The following is a 24,596-nucleotide window of genomic DNA, read 5'->3' on the forward strand; positions in this document are numbered from 1 at the left end:
ATACTAATCCGGAAGAAAGCCGCACTCTGCAATGGTTGGTTTTGCATGTTGCGATTGTAACCATTCATATAATTTATAAGCCATTGTGTTGTGATCTAAATCAGAACGGATAATGACATATAATTTAGTTATAAAAGGATATGTTCCGTTTGCAATCGTTTTTTCACTGGGAAAAATATTGTCAATGGCTATTTTGGGTACTTCACTGTCCGGCACCCGCGCTTGTAAATTTTTATAGTTATTGAATGTATAGCATATGGCATTCTCAAAATTACGCACTTCAGTAAAAACACCCGCCATGCCTCCTATGGCGCTTTCCGGAAAATCGGCTGGTTCCATGCCGTCCATTACAAGGCTTCTGAACACCTCTTCACTACCTGAATTGCGCGGTCGGGTAAATACTTTTATCGCTGCATTTTTGCCACCTATCTGAGACCAGTTAATTATTTCGCCGGTATATATTTTCCGGATCTGATCTGCCGTAAGCGATTTTACGGGATTGTTTTTGTTCAAAACAAATACAAAAGCATCAGAAGCTATTGGAGTTTCTGTTAGTATGATTCCGGCCGCTTCCGCGTAAGCTTTCTCTTCCGGAGAAGCGGTGCTGCTCGTTATGATTATATCCGCATTACCATTAATCAGGTTCAGAAATGCGGTGTGGGTTTTGGAACTTTTTATTTTTTCACTGAAAAAGGGCCAGCGCTCCTTTGGTATTTTATCATACACAGGATGTATGCTCCATTCTATAAACGTATCCGCTCCACTCCACTTATAAGGCACGCTCAATTGTTTGCAGGCCACCATCATATTCAGTACATAGGAAGACGTAGATCCATCTACTTTCGGATAATTTTCAAATGAAATACCATCGATTCCAATAAAATGCTCTTTTGCAGGTTTTTCTTTGCTGCAAGCTGCGTCAATGACTATGGCCAGTAAAATCATTACTGTACATACATTCAATCGTTTCATATTTTATGCCCCGTTTATTGTTAAATCTTTCGCTGAAACAAAAGTAATACCAATTGTGAAGGTGACCCCAAAGCCCTTTTGTCATGCTGCATTTATTTCAGCATCTAAAATAACGATTGCTTGTCAACAGATTCTGAAAAAGGTTCAGAACGACAATCTGTTATAAACCGACTTTTTGGTTATCCCCTATTCCGAGCTATCGGAAGCATTATACCAGAAACAGTTGGACTGTTGCTTAATGACAAACAGTATAATTCCCTGTTTCCTGTTGTTTATTGCCTTAATATAACCGGATAATATAATTATCTCAAAACAGAGGCTTATCGTCAATCTCTTTCCTGACCTGTAAATCATTTCCCCGGCACATATTTACTTTAGAGCAATTAATGCTTATTCCCCGGGAGTGCCACCGGAGTACCACCAAAATGTTCTGAGTCATTCATACAGCGCAGGTCATTTGCTGAGTCCATGTTAATAGGTTATAATTTTTGTAGTTGTATGGAATACGTACCGGATGACAGCTCATAGCTGCCATCTTTATTAGGTGCGCCCGGCATTTTTGAGGCTTCTTTCAGTTTCCATTCCCGGGGAATATAAAATGTTGCTGTGCTGTTGGCCGGGATCACAACTTCAAAATGCACGGAACGGCCTGTTTGCCTCCAGGAAGAGCGGATGAGCCCCTGTGGCCCGTAGTAAGAGGCTTTGAACCGGCTAAGGCCTGTAACAAAATTGGGTTTCAGCAGAATGTGCTTAAAACCGGGCAGGTCAGCATCAGGGAAAATACCACCTAATGCCTTATACAGCCAGGCACCGATATCGCCAAACATAATATGGTTTAAGGAAGCATCATTCTTTGCGTCTACTTTCCAGTTCTCATAAAGCGTAGTGGCTCCGTTCTCCATCCACCATCCCCAGGAGGGATATGTTTTCCTTGAGGCCAGCTGGTAGGCAAGGTCTGCATAGCCATTTTCGCTTAAAACATTCAGTACTGCTTTAGCGCCCAATATGCCTACGTCTAACTGCATGCCGTCCTTTCTCACTTTCTCTGCAAGGTTTGCCACCACCCTGGCTTTTATATTTTCCGGAACCACACCCCAGTATACCGGGGTGCTTAGCTCTGTTTGCAGCCCGCTTCCATAAATGCCGGTTGTGGTGTTCAGATATTTTTTGTTGATGGCATTTTTTATTTTTTCTGCCAGGGCTGAATAGTTGTTCTCATCTTCTGTTTTGCCCAGTAGTTTTGCAGCTTTTGCAAGTATAGTTGCATCCGCATAATAATATAAGGAAGAGGTTAACTCAACCGGTGATTTGGACTTCACAGGTACCCAATCGCCAAGCCCCCAGGTGGTTAATCCCCCCGGATAAAGATCATTGATGTGGCTTACATAAGACCTTATGTTTTCATAGTTGTCTTTCAGTGGTTTCAGATCCCCGTAAAATTCATATAATGTCCAGGGAATAACGGCGATGGTGCTTGTCCAGTCGGGCCCGTTCCCCCATTCATATCCCCAGCCGCCGGTGGGTATAATAGAGGGAAGCACCCCGTTAGGCTGCTGCTCATCCCGGTGATCTGCCAGCCATTTTTCATACACGGTAATGCCGTTAAAATTATAAAGCCCTGTTTGCAGCGCAATAATGGCATCGCCGGTCCAGCCGTTCTTTTCGCGTTGCGGGCAATCTGTCGGATAACCAAACAGATTGGATAAGTAGGAATTGTTAGTTGCCTGCCATATTTTATTGATCAGCAGATCGCTGGTTTGCAGCTGACCGATTTCCGGAACAGCACTATGCATAAAATAGCCGGTCAGGCTGTTTTTGTCCAGCTGAACAGGAGCGCTGCTGACTACTTCTACATACTGAAACCCTTTGTAATTAAAACGGGGTTTAAAGGTTTCGGTACCGGCGCCCTTAAGAATAAAAATATCTGTCTGGAAAGGGTCGCTGTCATCTGTAGGGCGATAATGCACATCAATATTGGAAAGATCTGTATGGCCGGAAGGATGGATCTTTTCCGCATGGATCAACCGGATAATGGTACCAGCCTTCCCCGAAACAGTCAACTCACTGATGCCTGCAATGTTCCTTCCCAGATCAAATACATAATTGGTATCGCTGAATTTTTTTACTGCTTTTGCCGGAATTTTTTCTACAGCACGAATGGGGTATAAGGTCTGGGCCACGATGTGCCCGGAAGGAGCGGATCTTATAATGACCGGCTTCCAGGTAGTGTCCACAAAATCAGCCCTGTTCCATCCTGGTATTTCCAGCCGCGCATCATAATGCTCACCGGTATAAATGCTGTTGAATATAACAGGACTTAATGCTGTTTTCCAGCTTTTATCAGAAGTAATTGTTTCAATGCTTCCATCAGCATAGGTAATGCGGAGGTCTAAACAGAAAGCCGGCCGGTTGCGCCAGGGTGCTTTATGAAAATCCCATACGGCGGTAGACTGATGATTGTACCAGCCATTCCCTAATAAAAGCCCTATTGCATTGTTACCGGATTGCAGCTCATTCGTTACATCATAGGTTACATAAAGATTTCTTCGGTCAAAACGTGTATACATAGGATCCAGCTGATGATCGCCGATTTTTTTGCCATTAATGGAAAGCTCATATAACCCCGCTGCTGCAATATATACTCTTGCTGATTTTATGGCTTTGCCAAGCATAAATGATTTTCTGAAATAGGGGGCAGGCTTCAGGTGAATGTCTGTACCATCACTGATCCAGCTGCCCTTCCAGTTCTGTTTTTGCAGCATGCCTGTTTCAAAAGAAGCAGTTGCTGACGGCTGATAAGGATGATTATCTTTATCAGTAAGCAGTACCTTCCAGGTATATTTTGTAAACGGCTCCAGGGCTTTGCCTGCATAGGTAACAAGATGATCGCCTGATGCAATTGGTCCGGAGTCCCATATTGTTTCGCCGTTTTCCTTATACACGATTACCTGGTAACTGGTCTGCCGGGCACCCCGGGTATCATCAAGCAGCACCCAGCTGAAACGTGGCTGGAGATTATCAATACCCAGGGGATTTTGCAAATGTTCACATTGCAGATCATCTGCCCTCCCGGGTGATTGTGCCTTTACAATAACAGGAACAGCGGCAAAGATCCACACCAGGCAATAAATGATTCGATTCATAGTGGCAATGTTATTTTATAATTTCTTGGAACAGTTAAAGTACAATGATAATAAATGTCTTTCTAAAATTATATTTTCAGGATGGTACAGGATGGTTGGCCCGGCAATATTGCTTAACTTAACCAACGGTTAGTAACAGCTTTATTTATAACGGTTGCCATTTTATTGATCTGTACGTTTATCAGGAAGGAATGTTTTTGGCCGGCATCGCAGGCCCGTGATTGCTTTTCAACAGATAGAACGATTGCATTATTGCATAAGATAAAGGACTTCCTGAAAAATTAAGGCAAATGTAATATACCACAAGAGGACTGTTTGTGGAAATACTGCGAACTTGCCCGGATGCTGTTAAAAGTATTAAACTTGTAATAGATGCTTTCTGATTTTGAGATAAGAATCAACATGGAGCGCGTGGCTCTTTTTGAAAAGCAGGATGCTTTTGAGCTGTTGTTTAAACATTTCTATGAACGTTTAAAACGTTTTGCCCTGTCTATTGTAAAAACAAATGAGGCCGCAGAGGATGTAGTGGCTGAAGTATTTCTTGTTCTCTGGAACAACCGGGCCCGCTTGCTGGATATTAAAAATCTGAACAGCTATCTGTATATCATTACAAAAAACCTGTCGATCAGGGAATTGAGCAAAACCAGGTCCATCCGTTTTTTTTCGGTAAATGATATGGAGTTGCAGTTGATTCCTGCTGTTGAAAAAAACCCGGAGGAGTCGCTGTTGAATAATGAAATGATACGGCAATATGAGAAGGCTGTCGAGCAGTTGCCGCCCCGCTGTAAATTGATCTATTTGCTTGTAAAGCAGGAGCAGCTGCGCTATAAGGAGATCGCCTCGATCCTTAATATTTCTGTCAAAACGATTGACGCCCAAATGGCTATTGCTACCCGGCGTATAACAAAAGCAGTACGCTTTGAGATGATCGGTTAATAGGAATCATTTAGTAAGGCTTTAATTATAAACCCGTCTGTAGTGCTGCTATCGGGCTTTCGTTGCGTCGCACTCTTCAACTGTTGTGCTACTATTCAACAACATCCCTGTATTGTTTGGGAATTGCTATAGTGATGAAGAGGCGTAGCCTCGGCCAAATGTGTTAGCTACGAACTGAAGTTCGTAGCTAAGATGACAATAATAAAACGGAGAGCTGTAGGCTCGGAGCATAAGTAAACGACAATTGCCGGCAGGAATGAAAAGTAGAGCAACCATTTGTGGCGGCAGAAGATGGAAGTGATGCGGCAGTTCAACAGCAAACCTGATGAAGTATGATGGTTTTGCTGTTATGCCGTTGGTGTCTTTCCCTCGCGCATAGGCTGTGCTCAACACCAACGGTAGCGGAATTTTTTTTTGAGAGCATTTAGGGGATTTTTATTTGCATACCGCTCCTATAAGGAAATAAACGGGTATGCAGCTTGCCATTCATAATTGTAAACGGATCAGGATCTCCTTTTTAAAAGAAATTATCGGGGGCGGGTATGTAAAAGAACCCCTGGTGCTTACGGACTTTGCCTCAGCCGGAAATACCTGGGATGCAACTTCCGCCTGTTTAACCTGGTTCATTAATCCTAAAGACCCCTCAAAAGACAGATGATCCCGTTTCGCAAAGAATTTATCCGTATTGCCAGGCTGCTCCCTGTTATTGTGCTGGCATTCTGTTCCTGTAAGAACGATTCAACTGATTATACAAAATGGGAAAACTATGCAGGTACCAAAGACGGCATGCGTTACAGTTCCCTGGACCAGGTGGATACCGCTAATGTGGCCAACTTGCAGGAAGTATGGCGGTTCAGTACGCATGATAAGGATACACTGGGCAGGAGCCAGATCCAATGCAACCCGATAGTGGTGAACGGGATCCTGTATGGCGTTTCACCGGCTTCAAAATTATTTGCCTTGGATGCGGCAACCGGTAAACCCCGCTGGATATTTGATCCGGCCGGAAAAGATCCGGATAACGGGGGACAAAAGCAGGGAAGCTTTAACATCTGCCGGGGAGTAACCTATTGGACGGATGGGAGCGATAGCAGGATCTTTTACAATGTGGGAAAAAAGATAATGGCTATTGAAGCCGGCACAGGTAAGCTGATCAGGAGCTTTGGGCATAATGGCTGGATTGATCTTTCAGAGCACCTGGGGCGGGATGCAGGCCCCAGCCCTTATGTTGTGGGTACCACTCCCGGTATTATTTATAAAGAACTGCTGATCGTTGGATCAAGGGTGTCAGAAACGGCTGATGCCGCCCCGGGCGATATACGCGCTTATGATGTGCGGAGCGGCAGCCTCCGCTGGACCTTTCACACCATTCCCCACCCCGGGGAAAAAGGCTATGAAACCTGGCCTGATAAAGAGGCCTGGAAAAAGCTAGGAGGCGCTAACTGCTGGGCCGGTATGTCGCTGGATGAGCAACGCAGAATTGTATATGTACCTACAGGCTCAATAGCGGGCGATTTTTATGGAGGGATCAGGCAGGGTACCAATCTTTTTGCAAACAGCATTATTGCCTTAGATGCTTTAACCGGCAGCTATCTCTGGCATTACCAGACCGTGCATCATGATCTTTGGGACCGGGATCTGCCCGCAAACCCCAACCTGGTAACGGTGGAGGTGAACGGGAAAAAGATCGCAGCATTGGCGCAGATCACCAAGCAGGGAACCATTTTTTTGCTGGACAGGACAAACGGTAAACCGGTTTTTGAAATAAAGGAAATGCCTGTTTCTACAAAGGGATTGCCGGGAGAGGAGCCCTGGCCCACACAGCCGGTGCCCACGCTGCCGGAGCCTTTTGCACGGCAGTATTTTACTGCCGCAGATATTTTTAGTACCGATGAAGCCGGTAAGGCGGATTTAGCTGAAAAGTTCGGTAAAATCAGGTATCATGAGCAATTCGATCCGCCTTCAAAGGAAGGAAGCTGGATCTTCCCGGGCTTTGACGGGGGCGGTGAATGGGGCGGAGCTGCGGTTGACCCGGAATCATCAGTTCTGTATGTGTTCAGCAGCGAGCTTCCCTGGTCGCTTACCATGACGGATATACCTGTGCAAAGCGCACCGGCCGGGGAACGTTTGTATAACCGGTATTGTGCTGCTTGTCACCGGCCCGACCTTCGGGGGGATGGCGCTTCATTTCCTTCGCTGGTAAATATTGCAGAACGGCTGACACCGGCAGTAATAAAAGGACTGATACGGCAGGGCCGTAACCGGATGCCTTCTTTTGCCAGTCTGCCGCCCGGAGAAATAGAGGCACTGGTTGCATATATTACGCATAAACAGGATAAGGAACCTGCATCGGATCCGCATGATCGTGCGCCGGGAGATTCCGGTAGTATACTGGATCAGGTTCCGTATATGATGACCGGCTACAACCAGTTTCTTGACAAAAACGGCTATCCCGGTATCCGGCCACCCTGGGGTACTTTAAATGCGGTGAATTTAAGCACTGGTAAACGGCTTTGGACGGTGCCGGTTGGGGAATACCCCGAACTTACCCGTAAAGGGATCCCGGTTACAGGAACAGAAGGATATGGCGGCCCGGTTGTTACAAAAGGCGGACTGGTATTTATTGCAGCATCCAGGGACAAAAAGATCCGCGCCTTTGACAAACGCAGCGGAAAACAGCTCTGGCAGGCGGACCTGCCGGCCGCGGGCTTTGCCACCCCCGCAACGTATATGGTGCAGGGCGTTCAGTACATCGTCATTGCCTGCGGTGGCGGCAAAATTGGCACAGTATCCGGAGATGAGTATGTAGCATTTGCACTAAAAAAATAAAAAAGCCTTTAGGGGATTTTTATATGCTGCCTGCTCATAATAAGAGATTAGAATAAAATGTCTTCAAGATTTTGGTTTTTATTGGCAAGAAAGCTGGCTGGCGAGGCAACGCTTGATGAGATCAGGGAACTGGAACAGCTGCTGCTGGAAAACCCGGAACTGGCGGGCAGGGTTGAGTTATATACAAAATATTTCAATAGCCGGATACCAACAGCTCCTTCAGCTAATGCCAGGCTGGAGCAGCAATGGCAGCAGCAGCTTGACCGGTTGCGGGGGCAGGGCGCACCTGAAGATCAGGTAGGGCCGCCCGATAGCAAACCCCTTAAAAAGGGCAGGATGCTGAACCCTGTGCTGGTATTTGGTTTGGTTGCTTTGGTGGCAGGATTGTTTGGCATTTTTACTGTGAAGCAAAGACAGGGCGCATTGCTGCCGGGTAATACTCCCGGTGCTGTTACCTCAAAAAATGAGCGCATTGAAACGCTATTGCCGGATGGCAGCAAAGTGTGGCTGAATAAAGACAGCCGGCTTACGTTTGATAAGGGTTTTGGAAAAAGTAACCGGGAAATTTACCTTACAGGAGAGGCCTTTTTTGATGTGGTGCATAAAGCAGAACTGCCAATGATCGTTCATGCCGGAAAGGTGGATGTAATGGTAAAAGGTACTGCATTTAATGTATGCGCCTACCCGGGCGATAACCAGGTAGAAACCGCCCTGGTAAGAGGCTCCATTGAACTTTCGGCCCGTATCAATGGTAAAAAACAACGGCTTTTGATGAAGCCCAATGAAAAGGTGACCGTTCACACCGGTGAAACACCGGTTCAACTACGACAGCAGGCACCGGTTCCGGAATTTGTTCTGGATACGCTTGCCGTTGAAGAACAAAGCGGGCTGATTCCTGAAATTGCCTGGATCCAGAATAAAATGGTGTTTAAGAATGAAAATTTTGCAGAACTAACAGAGAAAATGAATAAGTGGTTTCATGCCAGAATTATCATAGAGGACACTTCCCTGTTAAAGGAGCGGTTTACCGGTGTCTTTCAGAATGAAAACCTTCAGGAGGCATTGGAAGCGCTGCGGTTCACTTACGGGTTTAATTATAGCATTCAGAACAATCAAGTAGTAATAACTAAATAGACATACAATGATATAGGAATCGTTCAACAAAAAAAGAGGAGATGCGTCAACATCTCCCCCGGAAAATCAAAAACGTTGGGGCATGCTTTGCAAACCAGTCCCATTATTTTTAATCTTTAAGAACTGCAATTTATGCAAAAAAATGCTATTGCTGCCATTTGTTGTGGAGCAAATAGGAAAATGAAAATCCTGCTTGTTATGAAGTTGGTTATTGCGATGTTAACCCTGTTTTGTGTACAGGCTGCCGCTAAAGGTTTTTCGCAGAATAAAGTGACCATCTCTGCCAACAAAACGGCTATCCGTGAAATATTTAAATCTATTGAAAAACAAACGGATTACCGGTTTCTTTATCATGAAAGCAACCGGCTGAACAATGTTAAGGTAAGCCTTGATGTAAAAGATATGGAGGTTCCGGAGCTGCTGGAGCAGTTGCTTAAGAATACAGCGTACAGTTACCGCATTACAACGGGTAAATTAATATTGTTAAGCAGTGGAGCAGCTATTTTTGAAAAAATCACCGGCGTTGTTAAGGACAGTGCAGGAAATGTATTGCCAGGCGTATCGGTGGGTATAAGAGGCAAGCCGATCGGTACCACAACAGATGGCAACGGGGTGTTTAGCATCAGCGCAGATCCTGAAGATTACCTGGTGTTTTCGAGGGTCGGAATGGTATCCCTGGAAATTGCTGTGGGCAACCAGAAGGAATTCCGGATTACGATGTACTATGAGGAAGCAAAATCAGAAGATGATATAGTGGTGGTTGCTTATGGAAAACAACGCAAGGCAACACTTACCGGCTCAGTTGCAACCATCACTACAAAAGAAATAAAGCAAAGCCCTGCGGCAAACCTTGCAGTAGCGCTAACCGGCCGTTTACCGGGTTTGATCGCCCAACAAAGAAGCGGAGAGCCGGGGCGCGATGAAACCTTGCTTTTTATGCGGGGCAGAGGAACGCTAAATGGTCAGGCGCCACTAATTATGGTAGACGGAGTGGAGCGCGAACTCAATTCCATAGATCCTAATGAAGTGGAAACGGTGACCATTTTGAAAGATGCTTCCGCTACAGCTTTATATGGCGTACGCGGTGCAAACGGGGTGATCCTGGTTACTACAAAAAGAGGCACAGAATTGGTGCCTACTATAGGACTTAATGTGGAAAGCGGGCGGCAGACCTTTACGAGGTGGCCGACAACGATGAGCTCCTATGACTGGGCGCAGCTGAAAAACCAGGCATGGCATAATGACAATCCCAATCCCGGGCCTAATGATTCTCCGCCCTATTCCGACTATGCACTGGAGCGTTTTCAGAAGCAGGATTGGCCGGAGGCTTATCCCAACAATAACTGGGTCGATAAACTTTTGTATAAATGGGTACCGCAAACCCGCTATAATCTTACACTCAATGGAAAGGGATCAAACGTAGGATACTTCGTAAACATTGGCTATTTAGACCAGGGTGGACAATTTAAGGTGGACCCGGAACCTAAGAGCTGGGATCCCGCAGCGTATATGAAGCGTTATAATTTCCGCTCTAATATTGATGCGGTTTTAAATAAATCAAAAACCCTGAAGACGTTTTTAAACGCTGCCGGCTGGCTGGAAAAGGTGAACGGGCCTTATGTTGATGGGCGGTTCACTTCAAATTCTCAAATTGCTCCTGAAATCATACATAGAACCCTGCAGCTTTGGCCGGTTACCATGCCCGGGCCATTAACGCCGGGAGGAGAGGTATTGATTGGTAGCGGAAGTTATCAGGAATCCCCCTGGGCTGAGATTAACCGGACCGGCTATCGTAGGGAAACGCGCAGCAGCGTTACGGCTACCTGGGGTATGGAGCAGGACTTTAGTGCACTTATAACCAAGGGGCTTTCTGCGAAAGTAATGGCTTCTTTTGATACGCGGTCCATGCATTACCTCAATGGTGCCATGCAGCATCAGTACTGGGAGCAGGTAATTGATCCCAATCTGAAAGGCAGCAGCGGGTTCGATAGTGTGTATTACCGGAGGATCCGGTCCGATTTTGACAATACGCCTATTTCAACCAGTATCAGTGCCAGTTTTCAATCATTCTTCGATATGCAGCTGCACATAAATTATAACAGGTCTTTTGGCAAACATAATGTAGGGGCGCTTATTTTAGGGCAGCAGCAGGGGATGATCAAACCTTCTGACCCCCTGCCTTTTAATGTAAGAGGGTTGGCATCAAGATTGAGTTATGGCTATGACAATCGTTATATGGTAGAATTTAATGCCGGATATAACGGTTCAGAGCAATTTGCAAAGGGCCGCCGCTATGGTTTTTTCCCTTCTTACTCCGGGGCCTGGAACATTTCTAATGAAGCATTCTTTCAGGGCCTGAAGGCCACTGTGAATACTTTTAAACTAAGGGCTTCGTACGGTAAGGTAGGAAACGACAAAATTGGCGACACCCGTTTTTTGTACCTGGATAATGTATCCAGGGGCGGTGGTGGGCCTATACCCGGCGTTGCCCAGAATAACAGTACGATCAATGAAACGTTTTTCGGTAACCCGAACGTATCCTGGGAAACAGCCCGGAAATTAAACCTGGGGCTGGATATAAGCTTGTTCCGCTCTCTGGATATTGTTTTTGATGTTTTCAATGAACATAGAGATAATATCCTTATCTACAGGCAGACAATACCCACGTTAATTGGTGTTTCAAATTCTTCTATTGCGCCGTATAATATGGGAAAGATCAATAATAAAGGATGGGAACTGGAAATGACCTATAACAAATCTATTAACAGGGACCTGAATCTGGTCAGTAAATTCAATATTGCCTATAATGATAATAAAATAATATTCAGGGACGAGTTACGGATGGACTCTTCTTACGCTTATCCTTACAGGGAAACAGGGTATTCTATCGGGCAGCAATGGGGCTACAAGGTGCTGGGCTATTATAATAGCCAGGAGGAGATTGACCAGGCAGGCATTGTGTATGGTGAAGGAAAGGCATTCCGTCCCGGCGATTTTAAATATGCAGATCTGAACGGCGATGGAATCATTAATAACAAAGATGTAATGCCCCTTGGATACTCCAATGTACCCAAACTTAGCTGGGGATGGGCAACCAGTATCAATTATAAGATCTTTGATATATCTTTTTTATTGCAGGGCGTAAGCAAGGTTTCAGGGGTTATTGGAGGCGACGGGCCCTGGGAATGGTATGATTTCCGTAAGTACCATCAGCAGGCATGGACGCCGGAACGCGCAGCTTCCGGAGAAAAAATCCTGTATCCTGCATTATCCTTAAATGTTTCCGCAAGTAATACTACCAATTCGTTTTTCATCCAGGACCGGTCTTTTGTACGGCTCAAAAATGTGGAAATTGGTGTATCGCTGCCCTCCAGTTGGGTATCTAAGATCAGCGCCCGCCAGGTACGTCTTTATATGAATGGCTTGAATTTATTTACCTGGGATAAACAAAAGATCAAGGATTGGGACCCCGAGCTGTTGAGCAACACGACCTATCCGGTACTTAAAATTATCAATTTTGGTTTGAATGTTACTTTTTGATCATGTATCAATTTAAAAAAATGAAAAGACTTTTTATACTTAGCATCGGCATTGTTATTCTTTTGGGATCCTGCAAGAAAGATCCGCTGGATATAACGCCCGATGGGAGAATGAGCCTGGAAGATGTTTTTAAAAGCTCCGATCTGACCCCGGCTTATTTAAATTCCTGCTACGCCTGGGTGCGCAAATACGGCCACGGCTATCATTATTATACCTTTCTCTCTTCATTTACAGATGATGCAACAGATAGCCAGGTGCCAACAGATAGCTGGCACCAGTTGCAAAGCTGGTATAATGATGCTTTCAGCGCCAGCAATATGCCCTTTATGGCGGGGAGCGCAACGCAACTTTATAATGACATGGATCTCTATGCCCGCAACTGGATGGGCATCAGGAAGACCAATGTATTTATCAACAATGTAACGGAGCAAAATATTCCAGACCCGACAACGCGCGCCCGGCTGCTGGCAGAGGCAAAAACCCTGAGGGCCCATTATTACTGGGATCTGATCAAAATGTTTGGGCCTATGCCTATTATTGATAAAGATCTTGTAGGAGAGCAGGACTTTAGCAGTATCAAAAGGAACAGTTTTGATGAATGTACACAGTTTATTGTAAAAGATTGCGATGAGGCAATTGCTACTGCATCTTTTCCATTACGTGCAGAAAATGAGCCAGACAGGGGCAGGATGACGAAGGCAGTGGCATATGCTGTAAAATCGATGGCCACCTTATTTAATGCAAGCCCTCTTTGGAATCCGGATAATAATGCCGGAAAATGGAAAGCGGCTGCTGATGCATCAAAAGAAGCAGTGGATGCGCTTAGCTCAAATGGTTATGCCCTGTATCCCGATTATGAAAAATATTTCCTGACCCGGCCGGATAAGGCCGCTGCTCCCGGCGATAAGGAAACCATCCTGGAAGCAACAGACAGCTATGGTTACGGAACCCAGACATACCGTGCCTTTGGTTCTATTACCTATCTGATGCACATGATTCCGACTTTTCCTTCCGAAAAGCCCGGCTGTGCTCCTACACAGGAACTGGTGGATGCTTACGAAATGAAAGATGGCACCATACCTATTCTGGGTTATAATGATGCCGATCACTCCAGGCCTATTATTAACCCGGCTTCCGGCTATGATGATCAAAATCCTTATGTGAACCGCGATCCTCGCTTTTATGCCTCCATCTGGTATAACGGTGCCTATTTTGGTGTAGTAAACGGCGCACAGATTTATATTGAATCTTTTGTAGGAGGTGCACATGGTATCTCAGGCATTAAGCAACGGTCGCCTACAGGTTATTACTTAAGAAAATATGTAGATCCGGCCATGCGCAATAATGGTACCAGCAAAACCCTGTTCCGGATCTACCGCCTTGGTGAGTTGTACCTGAACCTTGCCGAGGCTGAAAATGAAGCCAATGGACCCACAACTATTGCTTATAACGCCGTAAATACCGTAAGAGCACGCGCAAAAATGCCTGACCTGCCGGCAGGGTTGTCAAAGGAGGAATTCCGGGAGCGCATCAGGCGGGAACGCAGGGTAGAAACGGCCATAGAAGAAGACCGGTATTATGATTCCAGAAGATGGGGGAGCGATTATTTTGTAAATGTGTCAAAAATAAAAACCGGGATGCGCTGGGTAAAAGCGACCGATGGCTCTTTGAGCAATACGCGTATTGTGGTAGTAAAACCCAAAATGGCCATACCCAAATACCTGTTAATGCCCATACCGCTGGGAGAAACGATCCGCATGCCGGGTATGACTCAGAATCCAGGGTGGTAACTCCTGCTCATCTGTTAGATCCGATATTTTCCACAAAAGGGAAAGCGGAAGCGTTGTGCTTTCCGTACGGGAATATTATTCACTTCACCTCAAAACTTATATATGATGAAAACCTGTTTAACAATTGCAAAGAGCAATACACAAACTTTTTTTATTTTAGGATTGCTGCTTATCATTTTTTACGGTTGCAGCAGGCAGCTAAAGGAGAATCTGAATGTATCGGGAACCAGTTCGGGAACCGGATTGCCCGGCCCTGTAGCAACACTTGCCACAACGGCTGATGTACTTACCCTGGACGCGACTACCGGCAGGCTAAAGAAAGGAGGAGCTGATTACTACGGCGCCGGTGTAAATTATTATGATGCTTTTTACAGGGTTATTATAAATGCTTCGCATTCCGATACGTCTTATAAAAAAGGCATCCGGCAACTGGAAGCACGCGGCATCCCATTTATTCGCTTTAGTGTGCTTGGGTATTATCCCGATGATCTGAACTATTATAAAAATAGTGAAGCAGATTATTTTCTAAAGCTTGATTCGTTTGTAAAATTTGCAGGTGACCATAATGTAGGATTAATACCCTGTTTTTTCTGGAACCATTCCACTATTTCGGATTTTGTGGGTGAAAAAGTAAAGGCCTGGGCACATTTGGAAGAGGCAGGTAATAAGACAAATGCTTTTATTACAACCTACATACAAAAAATGGTAACCCGCTATGGAAATAACAAAACAATATGGGCATGGGAATTCGGCAATGAAACGAATATTAAAACGGATCCGGCAGGGATGAGCTTTCAGCAGCAAAAATGGCTATATCCGATCACCAGTGCTACCGGCCAGGGAGGCATACCTGCCACCCGCTCCTGGGATGATACCTTGCATACTACACAGCTAAATGCCGCATACAATAAGTTCCAGGGGTTGGTACGTTTTTTTGAAAATCAATTAGGACTGCCCAACCGTGCGCTATTCAGCGGGAATACGCTTTCTACATGGGGCGCGTATTCGCGTTATTACGGCATTTGGGGCGCAGATACAAAAAGCGCACTGGAAACGATGATGCTTTGGCAGAATGGAAACCTCGGAACCATTACGATCCATCCTTATCTTAATAACGAAGGGGCTGCTTCATACAACACGTCCATCGGAAATATTATTACCGGCGCCAAAGCAAAAGCAGATGCCTTTAACCGGGCCTTATTTATTGGCGAGTTTGGAGTGCAGGAATCCTATACAGGCAATAAATTGCAGAAATTTGCCGAATATCTTAATGCCATCAGGGGCTCCTCGGTTCAATTGTCCGCCTTGTGGGTATTTGACCCGCTGGGAGGCGCTACCGGCTATATGCAAGATTGGGCAGTAACTCCTTCTTACAGATCCTATCAGTTAGATTCATTAGAAGCGCTTAACAATTATTACCGGTCGCTGCCGCATTGACGGCGCCTGGACGTAACCAGAACCGTACAAACTCGTTAACCCGGATTAAAAGAAAAAATATGCGAATTCTGAATATTATTTTAACAGTTTTTGTTTTACAAAGTTGCGCTTCTTCAAAATTTACCATCCCGGTACTTCCGGATACACAGGAAGCGGTTACCCGCCGCCATGACATGTTTAATGCACAACTGAATTGGATCGCTAAGGCAAAAGATTCATTGCACATACCTATTGTGCTGCATGTGGGCGACCTGGTGAATTTTGATACCATTCCCCAATACCAGCGGGCGGCAAAAGCGTTTGAAGTGCTGGATCAGGCAAAGATCCCTTATGCCATTACGCTCGGAAATCATGATGGGCAGGCGGTTCAGCACAATAGCGGTAGCGCGGCACCGGGCAATGTAAATGCCAATTTAAGAAAAACACAAAAATTCAATGAGTACTTCCCCGTGTCCAGGTTTGCATTGCAAAAAGGAAGATATGAAGAAGGAAAAAGCGACAACTCTTACCAGGTTTTTAAGGCAGGCAAAAAGAAATTCCTGGTAATAACCCTGGAATTTTGCGCCCGCGAGGGGGCAGCACAATGGATGGACCAGGTAATAAAAGAACACCCGAAATATAATGTGATCGTATTGACGCATTATCATCTCACACCCAAAGGCGAGATTGCCAGAACCAACGCCGGTTATGGCGACATGAAAGTGGTTGATATTTTTGATAAATATATAAAGCCCCATAAGAATGTCTTTATGGTGCTGAGTGGGCATGTATGCTTCTCAAGCCACAGGGAAGATAAGGGTACCGGTGGTAACAGGATCTACCAGATCTTATCGGACTACCAGTGTAAAGATGATGGTGGTGGCTATATACGGCTGTTAGATTTTGATTTGAAAAAGAAAATCATAACGGCAAAAATGTACAGCCCTTTCTATAATAAAACGCTTGATGACGATAGCCGGTTTGTACTTACTGATGTCCGGCTGGTAAAATAAAAAAAAGAACCGGATTCAGGATTAACCTGCTTTGTTGTTATAACAATGTATATATCCGGAAAACAGAAAGGAATTTATGAAGCCGCTGCAAAATAACCGCCGCAGGTTTATTAAGCACACAGTTGCCAGTGTAGGGCTTTTATCGCTGCCGGCTTTATTACAGGCACAGCCAGGCAGGAAGGCCGTTGCTAAAAAGGTTGTTTGTGTCGGCGCCCACCCGGACGATCCTGAAACGGGTTGCGGAGGTACATTGGCCCGCCTGGCACGTGCGGGTCATAGGGTGACCATCATTTATTTAACAGCAGGTGAGGCGGGTATTACAGGCGCTTCACATACGGAAGCCGCCCGGATAAGAACACAGGAAGGAATAAATGCCTGCAAGATACTGGAAGCGAAACCTGTATTTGCCGGTCAGACGGATGGCGCTACGGAAGTGAATAATGAGTGGCTGAAAAAGATGCGGGAACTGATCGTTTTCGAAAGCCCCGATATTATATTCACCCACTGGCCGGTCGATTACCACCCGGACCACCAGGTGGCCGGTTTATTGACCATCCAGGCCTGGATGAAAGAGGAACGGAAATTTGGGCTTTATTTTTATGAGGTTCAAACAGGGTTGCAAACGGCTCTTTTTCATCCTACGGATTATGTGGATATTACCGGAACAGTTGAACAGAAGTGGAAAGCGGTTTATTGCCACAAGAGCCAGGACCCTTCGGGAATTGAGGCCAGCGGTCACCGGACTATGGAAAATTTCAGGGGATTGGAATTAGGCGTGAAGGCCGCTGAAGCTTTTGTGCGGATGACTGGCCGGCTGCAAGGGGAGATCAATATCTGAATCGTTACTTAAATAGATTTATTATGACTGTAAATATTTTTCATGCTGCCGTATTAATGATCTTCTGCATGCTCACAGGTTGCTCCACGGGCAGGCACCAACCTGCTGCGCTTTCAGAAAATAAAAGCAATGTTCAGATCGGCGCTTATTATTTTGATGGATGGACAGGGAAGACAAAGCATATCAGGGAAACCTTTAATGACTTTCCTGAACGGAAGCCCATATGGGGAAGCTTTGTTACCAGTACGCCGGAGCTGGTAAAAAAGCAAATTGACCTGGCCGCAGACGCAGGGCTTGATTTTTTCAGCTTTTGCTGGTATTTTGATCATAAGAACAATTCTGATGATCCCCCTATGAACAATGCACTCAAACTTTATTTGCGCTCTCCCAACCGTTCCCGGTTAAAATTTTATTTAATGGTTGCCAATCATCAAGGCTATTATATTGACCCCCAGAACTGGGACCGGATTAAAAAATACTGGATACAGGCCATAAAAGAACCGGGGTATTTAACCGTGAACGGAAAGCCGCTGCTGGTTTTTTTTGAGTACAGGAAAATGCTTGAAAATTTCGGATCGAAGCATGCCTTACGGCAGGCGCTCCTTTCCTTAAAAAGTGAAGCAAAAGGTCTTACGATCGGCGTTTGCGTGTGGCCCGGCTTCAATGATGTGCAGGAAGCGGTGGATTGCGGTTTTGACCTGATTACGGGTTATAATTACCATGGGTCCGGTTTAACCGGGCTTTTGACACCGGTACGGCAGATGGCAGATGCAGAGTATAAAATATGGGAAGGATTAAAGAACACCCGGTTGCCCTATATTCCCGTGTCTACCCTCAACTGGGATCTTCGTCCGTGGAGCGATAGTGCAGACCGGGAAAAACGGCTTGTAGGGTATGGTGAGCAATCAGTAATGCACTCCGTGGGGTCCCTGAAAAAATGGTTGCTGCAAAATGCCGGCTTTGCAACAAAGGAAAAGATCGGTATCTTATATGCCTGGAATGAATATGGCGAGGGTGGCTGGCTAACGCCTTCATTGCCTATGAAAGACAGCCTGCTGAATGGTGTCAGGCGTGTGCTGAAATAACTTTCCCTGCTAAAAGATATTCAATGATCCTTGTAAATTTATATTTCAAAATAATTGGGTTACAAAATAAGAGAGCTGACAAAGAGCAGCGACAACTGATAATGAATCGGGATGCAAGACGAACGTATCCGTTTGTTTTTTACTGTAACTGGCCGTCAATAAGGTTCTTGTTCATAATGCCACGAATTCCATCGTTCTGCGTTTCAGAATGATGGAATCCGTGGCAAAATACGATACCGTGATTTGCATCCGCACAAAACCATTTAAAGCTGCGTTAGTTGGGGATGATTTGATCCCGGCGTGGCATAACATTTTAACCGGAAATAATCCGCATAATAATTTTAAGAAAAGTAAATCAGATGAAAACAATACGTATATTCCTTCCCCCCTCATTCTTCGTCTTTATTTATCTGAATATAGCTCTGGCGCTGTTAGGGCTTTCGGCATGTGTTTCGCAAACACATAAGGAGCAGGTTGTAGAGAAAAAGAGCAACTATTACGTAGCCGCGTATGTATGGCCCTCCTGCCACAACGATACGATGGCGCAAAGATTATTATGGCCCGAAGGTATCGGAGAATGGGAAGTGATTAAAAAAGGAAATCCCCGTTTCGAAGGCCATTATCAACCCAAACAGCCCTTGTGGGGCTACGAAATGGATAATGATCCCAAAGTAGTGGAAAAATGGATCGATGCAGCTACCAGTCACGGGGTGAATATATTCATCTACGATTGGTATTGGTATGACAAAAGTCCGTACCTGGAAAGCGCCCTTAATGACGGGTTCCTTGGAGCCAAAAATAATGAGAAGATGCAATTTTACATAATGTGGGCTAACCACGATGTGAAAAAGAACTATTGGAATTACCATAAATACGGTAAAGACACCTCCCTGTTGTGGAATGCTGCTGTTGATTGGGAAAACTTCAAAATTATCGTACACAGGGTCATCAATCAATACTTCCGCAAGCCCAATTATTTCAAGATCAATGGCGAACCGGTGTTTGCTATTTTCAGCCAGGAAAAACTGATGCAAAGCTTTAATAACAGCGTGGAGGAAACCCGTAAAGCATTGGACTATTTCAGGACTGAAGTAAAGAAAGCCGGTTTCCCGGGATTACACCTGCAGCAGATCTACGGTGGCGGTGGCTACCTGTCTGAAGAATCAGGCAGGCAGGCGGCTGACCGTATTGACAAATTAGGATTCAACAGCGTAACCTTTTATAACATGGGTGGCCGCGTGGAAGATTATATAACATACGGTACCAATTCCATTAAAATCAGGGAGCAGTGGGATAAGGCAATGAAGGTTCCGTTCTTCCCCTGCGTATCTGTTGGTTGGGATGATACCCCGCGTTTCCCCGCCTATGGAATGAAGGATGTGGTACATTACCATAATACACCTGAAAGTTTTGCCGCCCTCCTGTCAAAAGCCAAAAGTTACGCGGACAGCCGCCCGGACCAGCCCAGGCTGATCACGATCAATGCCTGGAACGAATGGGTGGAAGGCAGCTATCTCTTGCCTGACATGCAATATGGATATGATTACCTTGATGCGGTAAAAGAGGTGTTTTTAGAAGGGAAATATGACAGGTAGCCAGATTGAGGAATAAATAATAGGAAAATTAAGTTCATTAAAATGACAAGTAGCGCTTTCAGGCAGAGCTTGACGAAGCCTCAAGCGATAGATATTAATGTCCTTCGTCAAGCTCAGGACGACATTGATTTTTATTTATTTATACTACTTGTCATTAACAGGAATAAGAAAGGGGTGTTGACAGGGCTGCTCCATGCTATAGGTGTATAAAGAACATAAAGGATCCGTCTAAAGTTACGCGTCAGCCCCGTTAGAGCGATAGATTGTAGTAAAAGGTATTTTAATAATCTATATCACATGAAAAAAATAGAAAAGCTTGCAGGATTTGGATATTTTTTATTGGCTATGTTATTGCCGGCTGCAGCGTTGGCGCAGTCTGCAAAAGAAATGCGCGTAATGACCTACAATATCCGGTATAAGAACACGATTGACAGCATCAATAACTGGGACAACCGGAAGGCGAATGTTGCTGCGTTAATAAAGTATCACCAGGCGGGCATTATTGGCATGCAGGAAGCGTTTCTCTCACAGATTGCTGATCTGGAAAAAGACCTGCCCGGTTATAAATGGTATGGTGTTCCACGGGTAACGGGCAGTAATGGTGAGTGTAACCCTGTTTTCTACCGGGAGGATCTTTATACGCTTTTGGATAAAGGCACTTTCTGGTATTCGGAAACCCCCTATATAAAAGAAAGCAAAAGCTGGGATGCTTACTATCCCCGGATTGCATCCTGGTGCAAATTCCGGGATAAAAGATCTGGCAGGGAGTTCTTCTTTTTTAATACCCATTTTGATCATAGGGGAGCAATAGCCCGGACGAAAAGTGCCGAAGTATTGCGGTATCAGATTGACTCTATTGCCAAAAATACGCCCGTAATTGTGACCGGCGATTTTAATTCCATGCCTTCCTCAACGGCTTATGAAACCATGACCAAAGACGGCGCTTTACGGGATGCTTTATTAATTACCGAAACGCCGCACTACGGACCGGTGAATTCGGCCGGCGGGTTTTTTGTAAGCACCCAGCCCATTCGTGCAAGGATTGATTATATTTTCGTCAGCAAAAATGTAAAAGTGCTGCAGCATGCAACCCTGAGCGATCAGCAGGAAGGCAGGTACTATTCAGATCATTTGCCGGTGCTCTCCGTTGTAGAATTGGTACGGTAGTGCCTAGTTCCCAGGCATAATCTTTCAAAAAAATATATATACAGTATGCGCTTTTTATTTTTTAGTATCTGCTTTCTTGTTGTATTTCCCGCCTGTAACACATCCAAAAAGAGCCGGCAAAGCGGCCTGGTAAAAAAACACATTAAAGTGCTGATATTAGGAAACAGTATTTTGCAACATGCACCTGCTCCTGCGTTAGGATGGCAGCATAACTGGGGTATGGCCGCATCGGCGGCGGATAGTGATTTTTTGCACCGTCTTCAGGTAAAGATCCTTAAAAAACAGCCGGAAGCAGTAATTGAGCACAGGAATATCGCTGATTTTGAAAGAGACTATAGGAACTATGATCCGGAGCAGCTTGCAGTATTTAAGAATGCGGATATCATTATCATGAAGATTGGTGAAAACGTTAAGGATGCAGCCGCTGCAGATAGCAATTTTATAAAATATTATGATGGGTTACTGAATTTCCTGGATGAGAGAAAAAAGGCCAAAAGAGTGCTGGTGGACGGATTTTGGAAAAACCGGAATGTAAACAGGCTGATCCGGAACTATGCGCAGGAAAACCACCTTCCGCTTGTAAGTATAACAGCCTTATCCGCTGATCCGGGCAATGAGGCTACCGGGATGTATGAAAACCGGGGCGTGGCGGCACATCCTTCAGATAAAGGAATGCAACTGATCGCAGAAAAAATATGGGAAGCCATTAAAGGCTATTTTTAAGCCCTGCATTTTCTATACTGTTACTGCTGACCTCTTTAAAAGGAAGCTGTATATTATTACAATTCATTGCCTGCTATTATTGCAAACCTGTATTTGTCCCCGCGGTAATAAGAACGTTCCAGTTCAACCACTTTATCGTTAGATGTGAGCACCGCACTGTCTAAAATGAATACGGGGATCAGCACATCGGACTCAAAATTGTTTTCGGGGTCGTCTGGTTTAAAGATGTCCGTTCCTAAGGTCTGTGTAATATGCAGTTGGCCCAGTTGGTATCTTTGTTCGTAAATTTTATAGTAAGAGATATCTGTAGGCAATATATTTATTTTGGGGCAAAGCGTCAGCGATATATATTTTGTTTCGTCTTTCATAACAATATCATTGGCACACCGCAGCTGGCGTACCAGTAAAGCCGGCCCTTCTATGATATAATGTTTCCCATTTATTTCAGAAGATACGCCTTCGTTTAATATTGTTTTCTCAAGGATGATATTCCTGGGTTCAAATCCTTCCGCTTTTAATTTCTCGTGAAAGCCGATACGCGTATCGCCGATGGAACCAAGTGTCCGCAATAAATGCCGGTCCTGTGTGCGGTTTAGAACAAAAGTACCTTTCCCTTTTATCCGCCGGGCCCAGCCTTTTGTTTCAATTTCGAGCAATGCCTTCCGGGCGGTTGTGTTACTTACCCGGTAGTTACTGATAATTTCATTTTCAGAAGGAATTTTATCTCCGGGCAAATAGTCACCCGCTTCAATTTTTTGGATAATGTCCTGGCTTATTTTTAAGAATTTGTGTTTGTCTTCTGCTTTCATAAATTTAACGCACTAAGTTGATTCCCTTTGTTTGGATCAGGAATATGCCGGCTGATTCCTGCTTCATAAAGGGGCAGGGTGTAAATTTACTACATTTGGGACGCCCATATTAAGAAATTATGACAAAAATGAATATCCGGTAAGATTGTTTTTGTTTTTTATAAAAGATTATTATATTTTTGGTTCACGATTACTTAGTGCGTTAGCTTATATGAAAAAAATTAAACTTAAATGGATTGTTGCTGGGCTTTTGTTTATTGCTACAGGGTTGAGTTTCCTTGACAGGCAGGTGCTTTCTGTTGCCATCATCCAGATACAAAAAGAGCTTCATATCACCGATGTTCAATATGGATGGATCAACACTTCCTTCCTGGTGGGGTATGCATTTATGTTTACAGCAGGAGGCTGGCTCATTGACCGTTACGGAAGCCGGAGGGGAATGGCCTGCTCAGTGGGCGTATGGTCCGTTGCAAACCTGTTACATGGAATGGTAACAGGGTTTGGCCAGCTTGTTTCCTTCCGTTTCCTGCTGGGCCTTGGTGAAGGGGGCTGTTTTCCCGGTGCTGCCAGGGCTGTATCTGAATGGTTTGACAAAAAAGAACGGGCCCTGGCCAATGGTATCGCCATCGGGGGATCTGCGGTGGGAGCAGTGATAGCGCCCCCGCTTACGATATGGATCGCCGGCAGCCACGGATGGCGCTGGAGCTTTGTATTGCCGGGGATTGTTGGAATATTATGGACGATCGGCTGGTTATGTATACGCTCCAAAAAACCGGCAGCCGGAGGAGATTTCTTTATACTATTCCCGACAAGAATTCCCTTTTCAGCCGTATTACAGCAGAAACAGGTATGGGTATTTGTTGTGATCCGCTTTTTACTGGATCCCGTATTGTATTTTTTTATGTTCTGGATCCCAAAATATCTTAGTGCAGAAAGACATGTTTCCTTTGACCGGATCGGAAACCTGTTCTGGATCCCTTTTCTTGCATTGGGCGTATCCAATATAATCGGGGGCTGGCTTTCAGACCGGCTGATGAGCCGGTTGGGTTTTTCATTAAACAGATCCCGTAAAACCGTGATGGGGATAGCCGCATTCCTGACAATGACGGCGCCTTTTATTGCGGTTGTTGCTTCTGTAGAGGGGGCCATAACGCTGATGGCCGTCATCCTGTTTGCACACGGTTTCTGGATTACCAATTATATAACGTCTATATCCGATGTATTTGGAACTGCAGCCACATCAACCGTTGTAGGTATTTCCGGAACCGCGGGTGCCCTTTCAGCCCTGCTGGTGAACCCGCTTATTGGCAAAGTGGTATCCGCCGCAGGTTACACGCCATTATGGTTTTTATCCGGGCTAATGTACCCGCTGGGGTTCGTGCTTCTTGTTGTATTGATTCCTAAACTATCACCGGTAACATTCAAATGCTTGTATCAAAAGTCATTATAGAACGTAATGTCGTTCTGAACTTGGTTCAGAATCTATTGACAATCGTAGTTCCTTTTAGATGCTGATCCGCCACCTGGCGAACAACAATGGTGACTTTTGATACAAACTTTAGAAAATAGTAAGCATTCAAACTTAGTGCGTTAAGTAAATAAAAGA

General features: G+C 45.0%; 17 protein-coding genes. 14 read left to right on the plus strand and 3 right to left on the minus strand.

The window, feature by feature from the left end; translation table 11 throughout:
- Positions 1-3: 3 nt before the first annotated feature.
- Entirely contained in the window at positions 4-972 is a 969-nt protein-coding gene (locus A8C56_RS01015) for a PstS family phosphate ABC transporter substrate-binding protein (RefSeq protein WP_084489894.1), read from the minus strand.
- 479 nt (positions 973-1,451) lie between these two features.
- Positions 1,452-4,115: an alpha-L-rhamnosidase gene (locus A8C56_RS01025; RefSeq protein ID WP_084489896.1), complete on the minus strand. Its 2,664-nt coding sequence runs from the start codon at positions 4,113-4,115 to the stop codon at positions 1,452-1,454.
- A gap of 372 nt (positions 4,116-4,487) precedes the next feature.
- Between A8C56_RS01025 and A8C56_RS01030 the strand changes: the two genes are divergently transcribed.
- The 13 genes from A8C56_RS01030 (at position 4,488) to A8C56_RS01090 (ending at position 22,181) form a co-directional block, all read left to right on the plus strand.
- The gene (locus A8C56_RS01030) at positions 4,488-5,051 is read left to right on the plus strand and encodes an RNA polymerase sigma-70 factor (protein ID WP_067750913.1); all 564 of its coding nucleotides are present in this window, start codon (positions 4,488-4,490) and stop codon (positions 5,049-5,051) included.
- Between the two features lie 472 nt (positions 5,052-5,523).
- Positions 5,524-5,709, plus strand: a complete 186-nt coding sequence (locus A8C56_RS01035; protein WP_067750915.1) for a hypothetical protein — start codon at positions 5,524-5,526, stop codon at positions 5,707-5,709.
- Entirely contained in the window at positions 5,706-7,880 is a 2,175-nt protein-coding gene (locus A8C56_RS01040) for an outer membrane protein assembly factor BamB family protein (RefSeq protein WP_084489898.1), read from the plus strand. Before A8C56_RS01035 ends, A8C56_RS01040 begins: the two co-directional genes overlap by 4 nt.
- 57 nt (positions 7,881-7,937) lie before the next feature.
- The gene (locus tag A8C56_RS01045) at positions 7,938-9,014 is read left to right on the plus strand and encodes a FecR family protein (protein ID WP_067750918.1); all 1,077 of its coding nucleotides are present in this window, start codon (positions 7,938-7,940) and stop codon (positions 9,012-9,014) included.
- 198 nt (positions 9,015-9,212) lie between these two features.
- Positions 9,213-12,554: a SusC/RagA family TonB-linked outer membrane protein gene (locus tag A8C56_RS01050; protein ID WP_218917227.1), complete on the plus strand. Its 3,342-nt coding sequence runs from the start codon at positions 9,213-9,215 to the stop codon at positions 12,552-12,554.
- A gap of 20 nt (positions 12,555-12,574) precedes the next feature.
- Positions 12,575-14,344: a RagB/SusD family nutrient uptake outer membrane protein gene (locus tag A8C56_RS01055; protein WP_067761419.1), complete on the plus strand. Its 1,770-nt coding sequence runs from the start codon at positions 12,575-12,577 to the stop codon at positions 14,342-14,344.
- Between the two features lie 102 nt (positions 14,345-14,446).
- Positions 14,447-15,781 (plus strand): cellulase family glycosylhydrolase, encoded by a 1,335-nt coding sequence (locus tag A8C56_RS01060; RefSeq protein WP_084489900.1) that lies wholly within the window; start codon positions 14,447-14,449, stop codon positions 15,779-15,781.
- Between the two features lie 59 nt (positions 15,782-15,840).
- On the plus strand, positions 15,841-16,773 hold the full coding sequence (locus A8C56_RS01065) for a metallophosphoesterase (protein WP_067761425.1): 933 nt from the start codon (positions 15,841-15,843) through the stop codon (positions 16,771-16,773).
- A 76-nt stretch (positions 16,774-16,849) separates the two neighbouring features.
- The gene (locus A8C56_RS01070) at positions 16,850-17,611 is read left to right on the plus strand and encodes a PIG-L deacetylase family protein (RefSeq protein ID WP_067750923.1); all 762 of its coding nucleotides are present in this window, start codon (positions 16,850-16,852) and stop codon (positions 17,609-17,611) included.
- Between the two features lie 23 nt (positions 17,612-17,634).
- A complete protein-coding gene (locus tag A8C56_RS01075) occupies positions 17,635-18,696 on the plus strand; it encodes a glycoside hydrolase family 99-like domain-containing protein (RefSeq protein ID WP_084489902.1) in 1,062 nt (353 codons plus the stop codon).
- Positions 18,697-19,055: 359 nt separating this feature from the next.
- Positions 19,056-20,291 (plus strand): glycosyltransferase WbsX family protein, encoded by a 1,236-nt coding sequence (locus A8C56_RS01080; RefSeq protein ID WP_067750925.1) that lies wholly within the window; start codon positions 19,056-19,058, stop codon positions 20,289-20,291.
- Positions 20,292-20,588: 297 nt separating this feature from the next.
- Positions 20,589-21,458: an endonuclease/exonuclease/phosphatase family protein gene (locus tag A8C56_RS01085; RefSeq protein ID WP_067750927.1), complete on the plus strand. Its 870-nt coding sequence runs from the start codon at positions 20,589-20,591 to the stop codon at positions 21,456-21,458.
- Between the two features lie 45 nt (positions 21,459-21,503).
- Positions 21,504-22,181, plus strand: coding sequence for an SGNH/GDSL hydrolase family protein (locus A8C56_RS01090; RefSeq protein ID WP_067750932.1), 678 nt, complete (start codon positions 21,504-21,506; stop codon positions 22,179-22,181).
- Positions 22,182-22,237: 56 nt separating this feature from the next.
- On the opposite strand, the gene A8C56_RS01095 is transcribed toward A8C56_RS01090, so the two are convergent.
- Positions 22,238-22,990, minus strand: coding sequence for a GntR family transcriptional regulator (locus tag A8C56_RS01095; protein ID WP_067750934.1), 753 nt, complete (start codon positions 22,988-22,990; stop codon positions 22,238-22,240).
- 211 nt (positions 22,991-23,201) lie between these two features.
- Here A8C56_RS01095 and A8C56_RS01100 point away from each other — a divergent pair, with 211 nt between their 5' ends.
- The gene (locus tag A8C56_RS01100) at positions 23,202-24,440 is read left to right on the plus strand and encodes an MFS transporter (protein WP_067761431.1); all 1,239 of its coding nucleotides are present in this window, start codon (positions 23,202-23,204) and stop codon (positions 24,438-24,440) included.
- The last annotated feature ends 156 nt before the right edge of the window (positions 24,441-24,596 follow it).

Origin of the sequence: Niabella ginsenosidivorans, assembly GCF_001654455.1 — a bacterium.
Taxonomy (GTDB): Bacteria; Bacteroidota; Bacteroidia; order Chitinophagales; family Chitinophagaceae; genus Niabella; species Niabella ginsenosidivorans.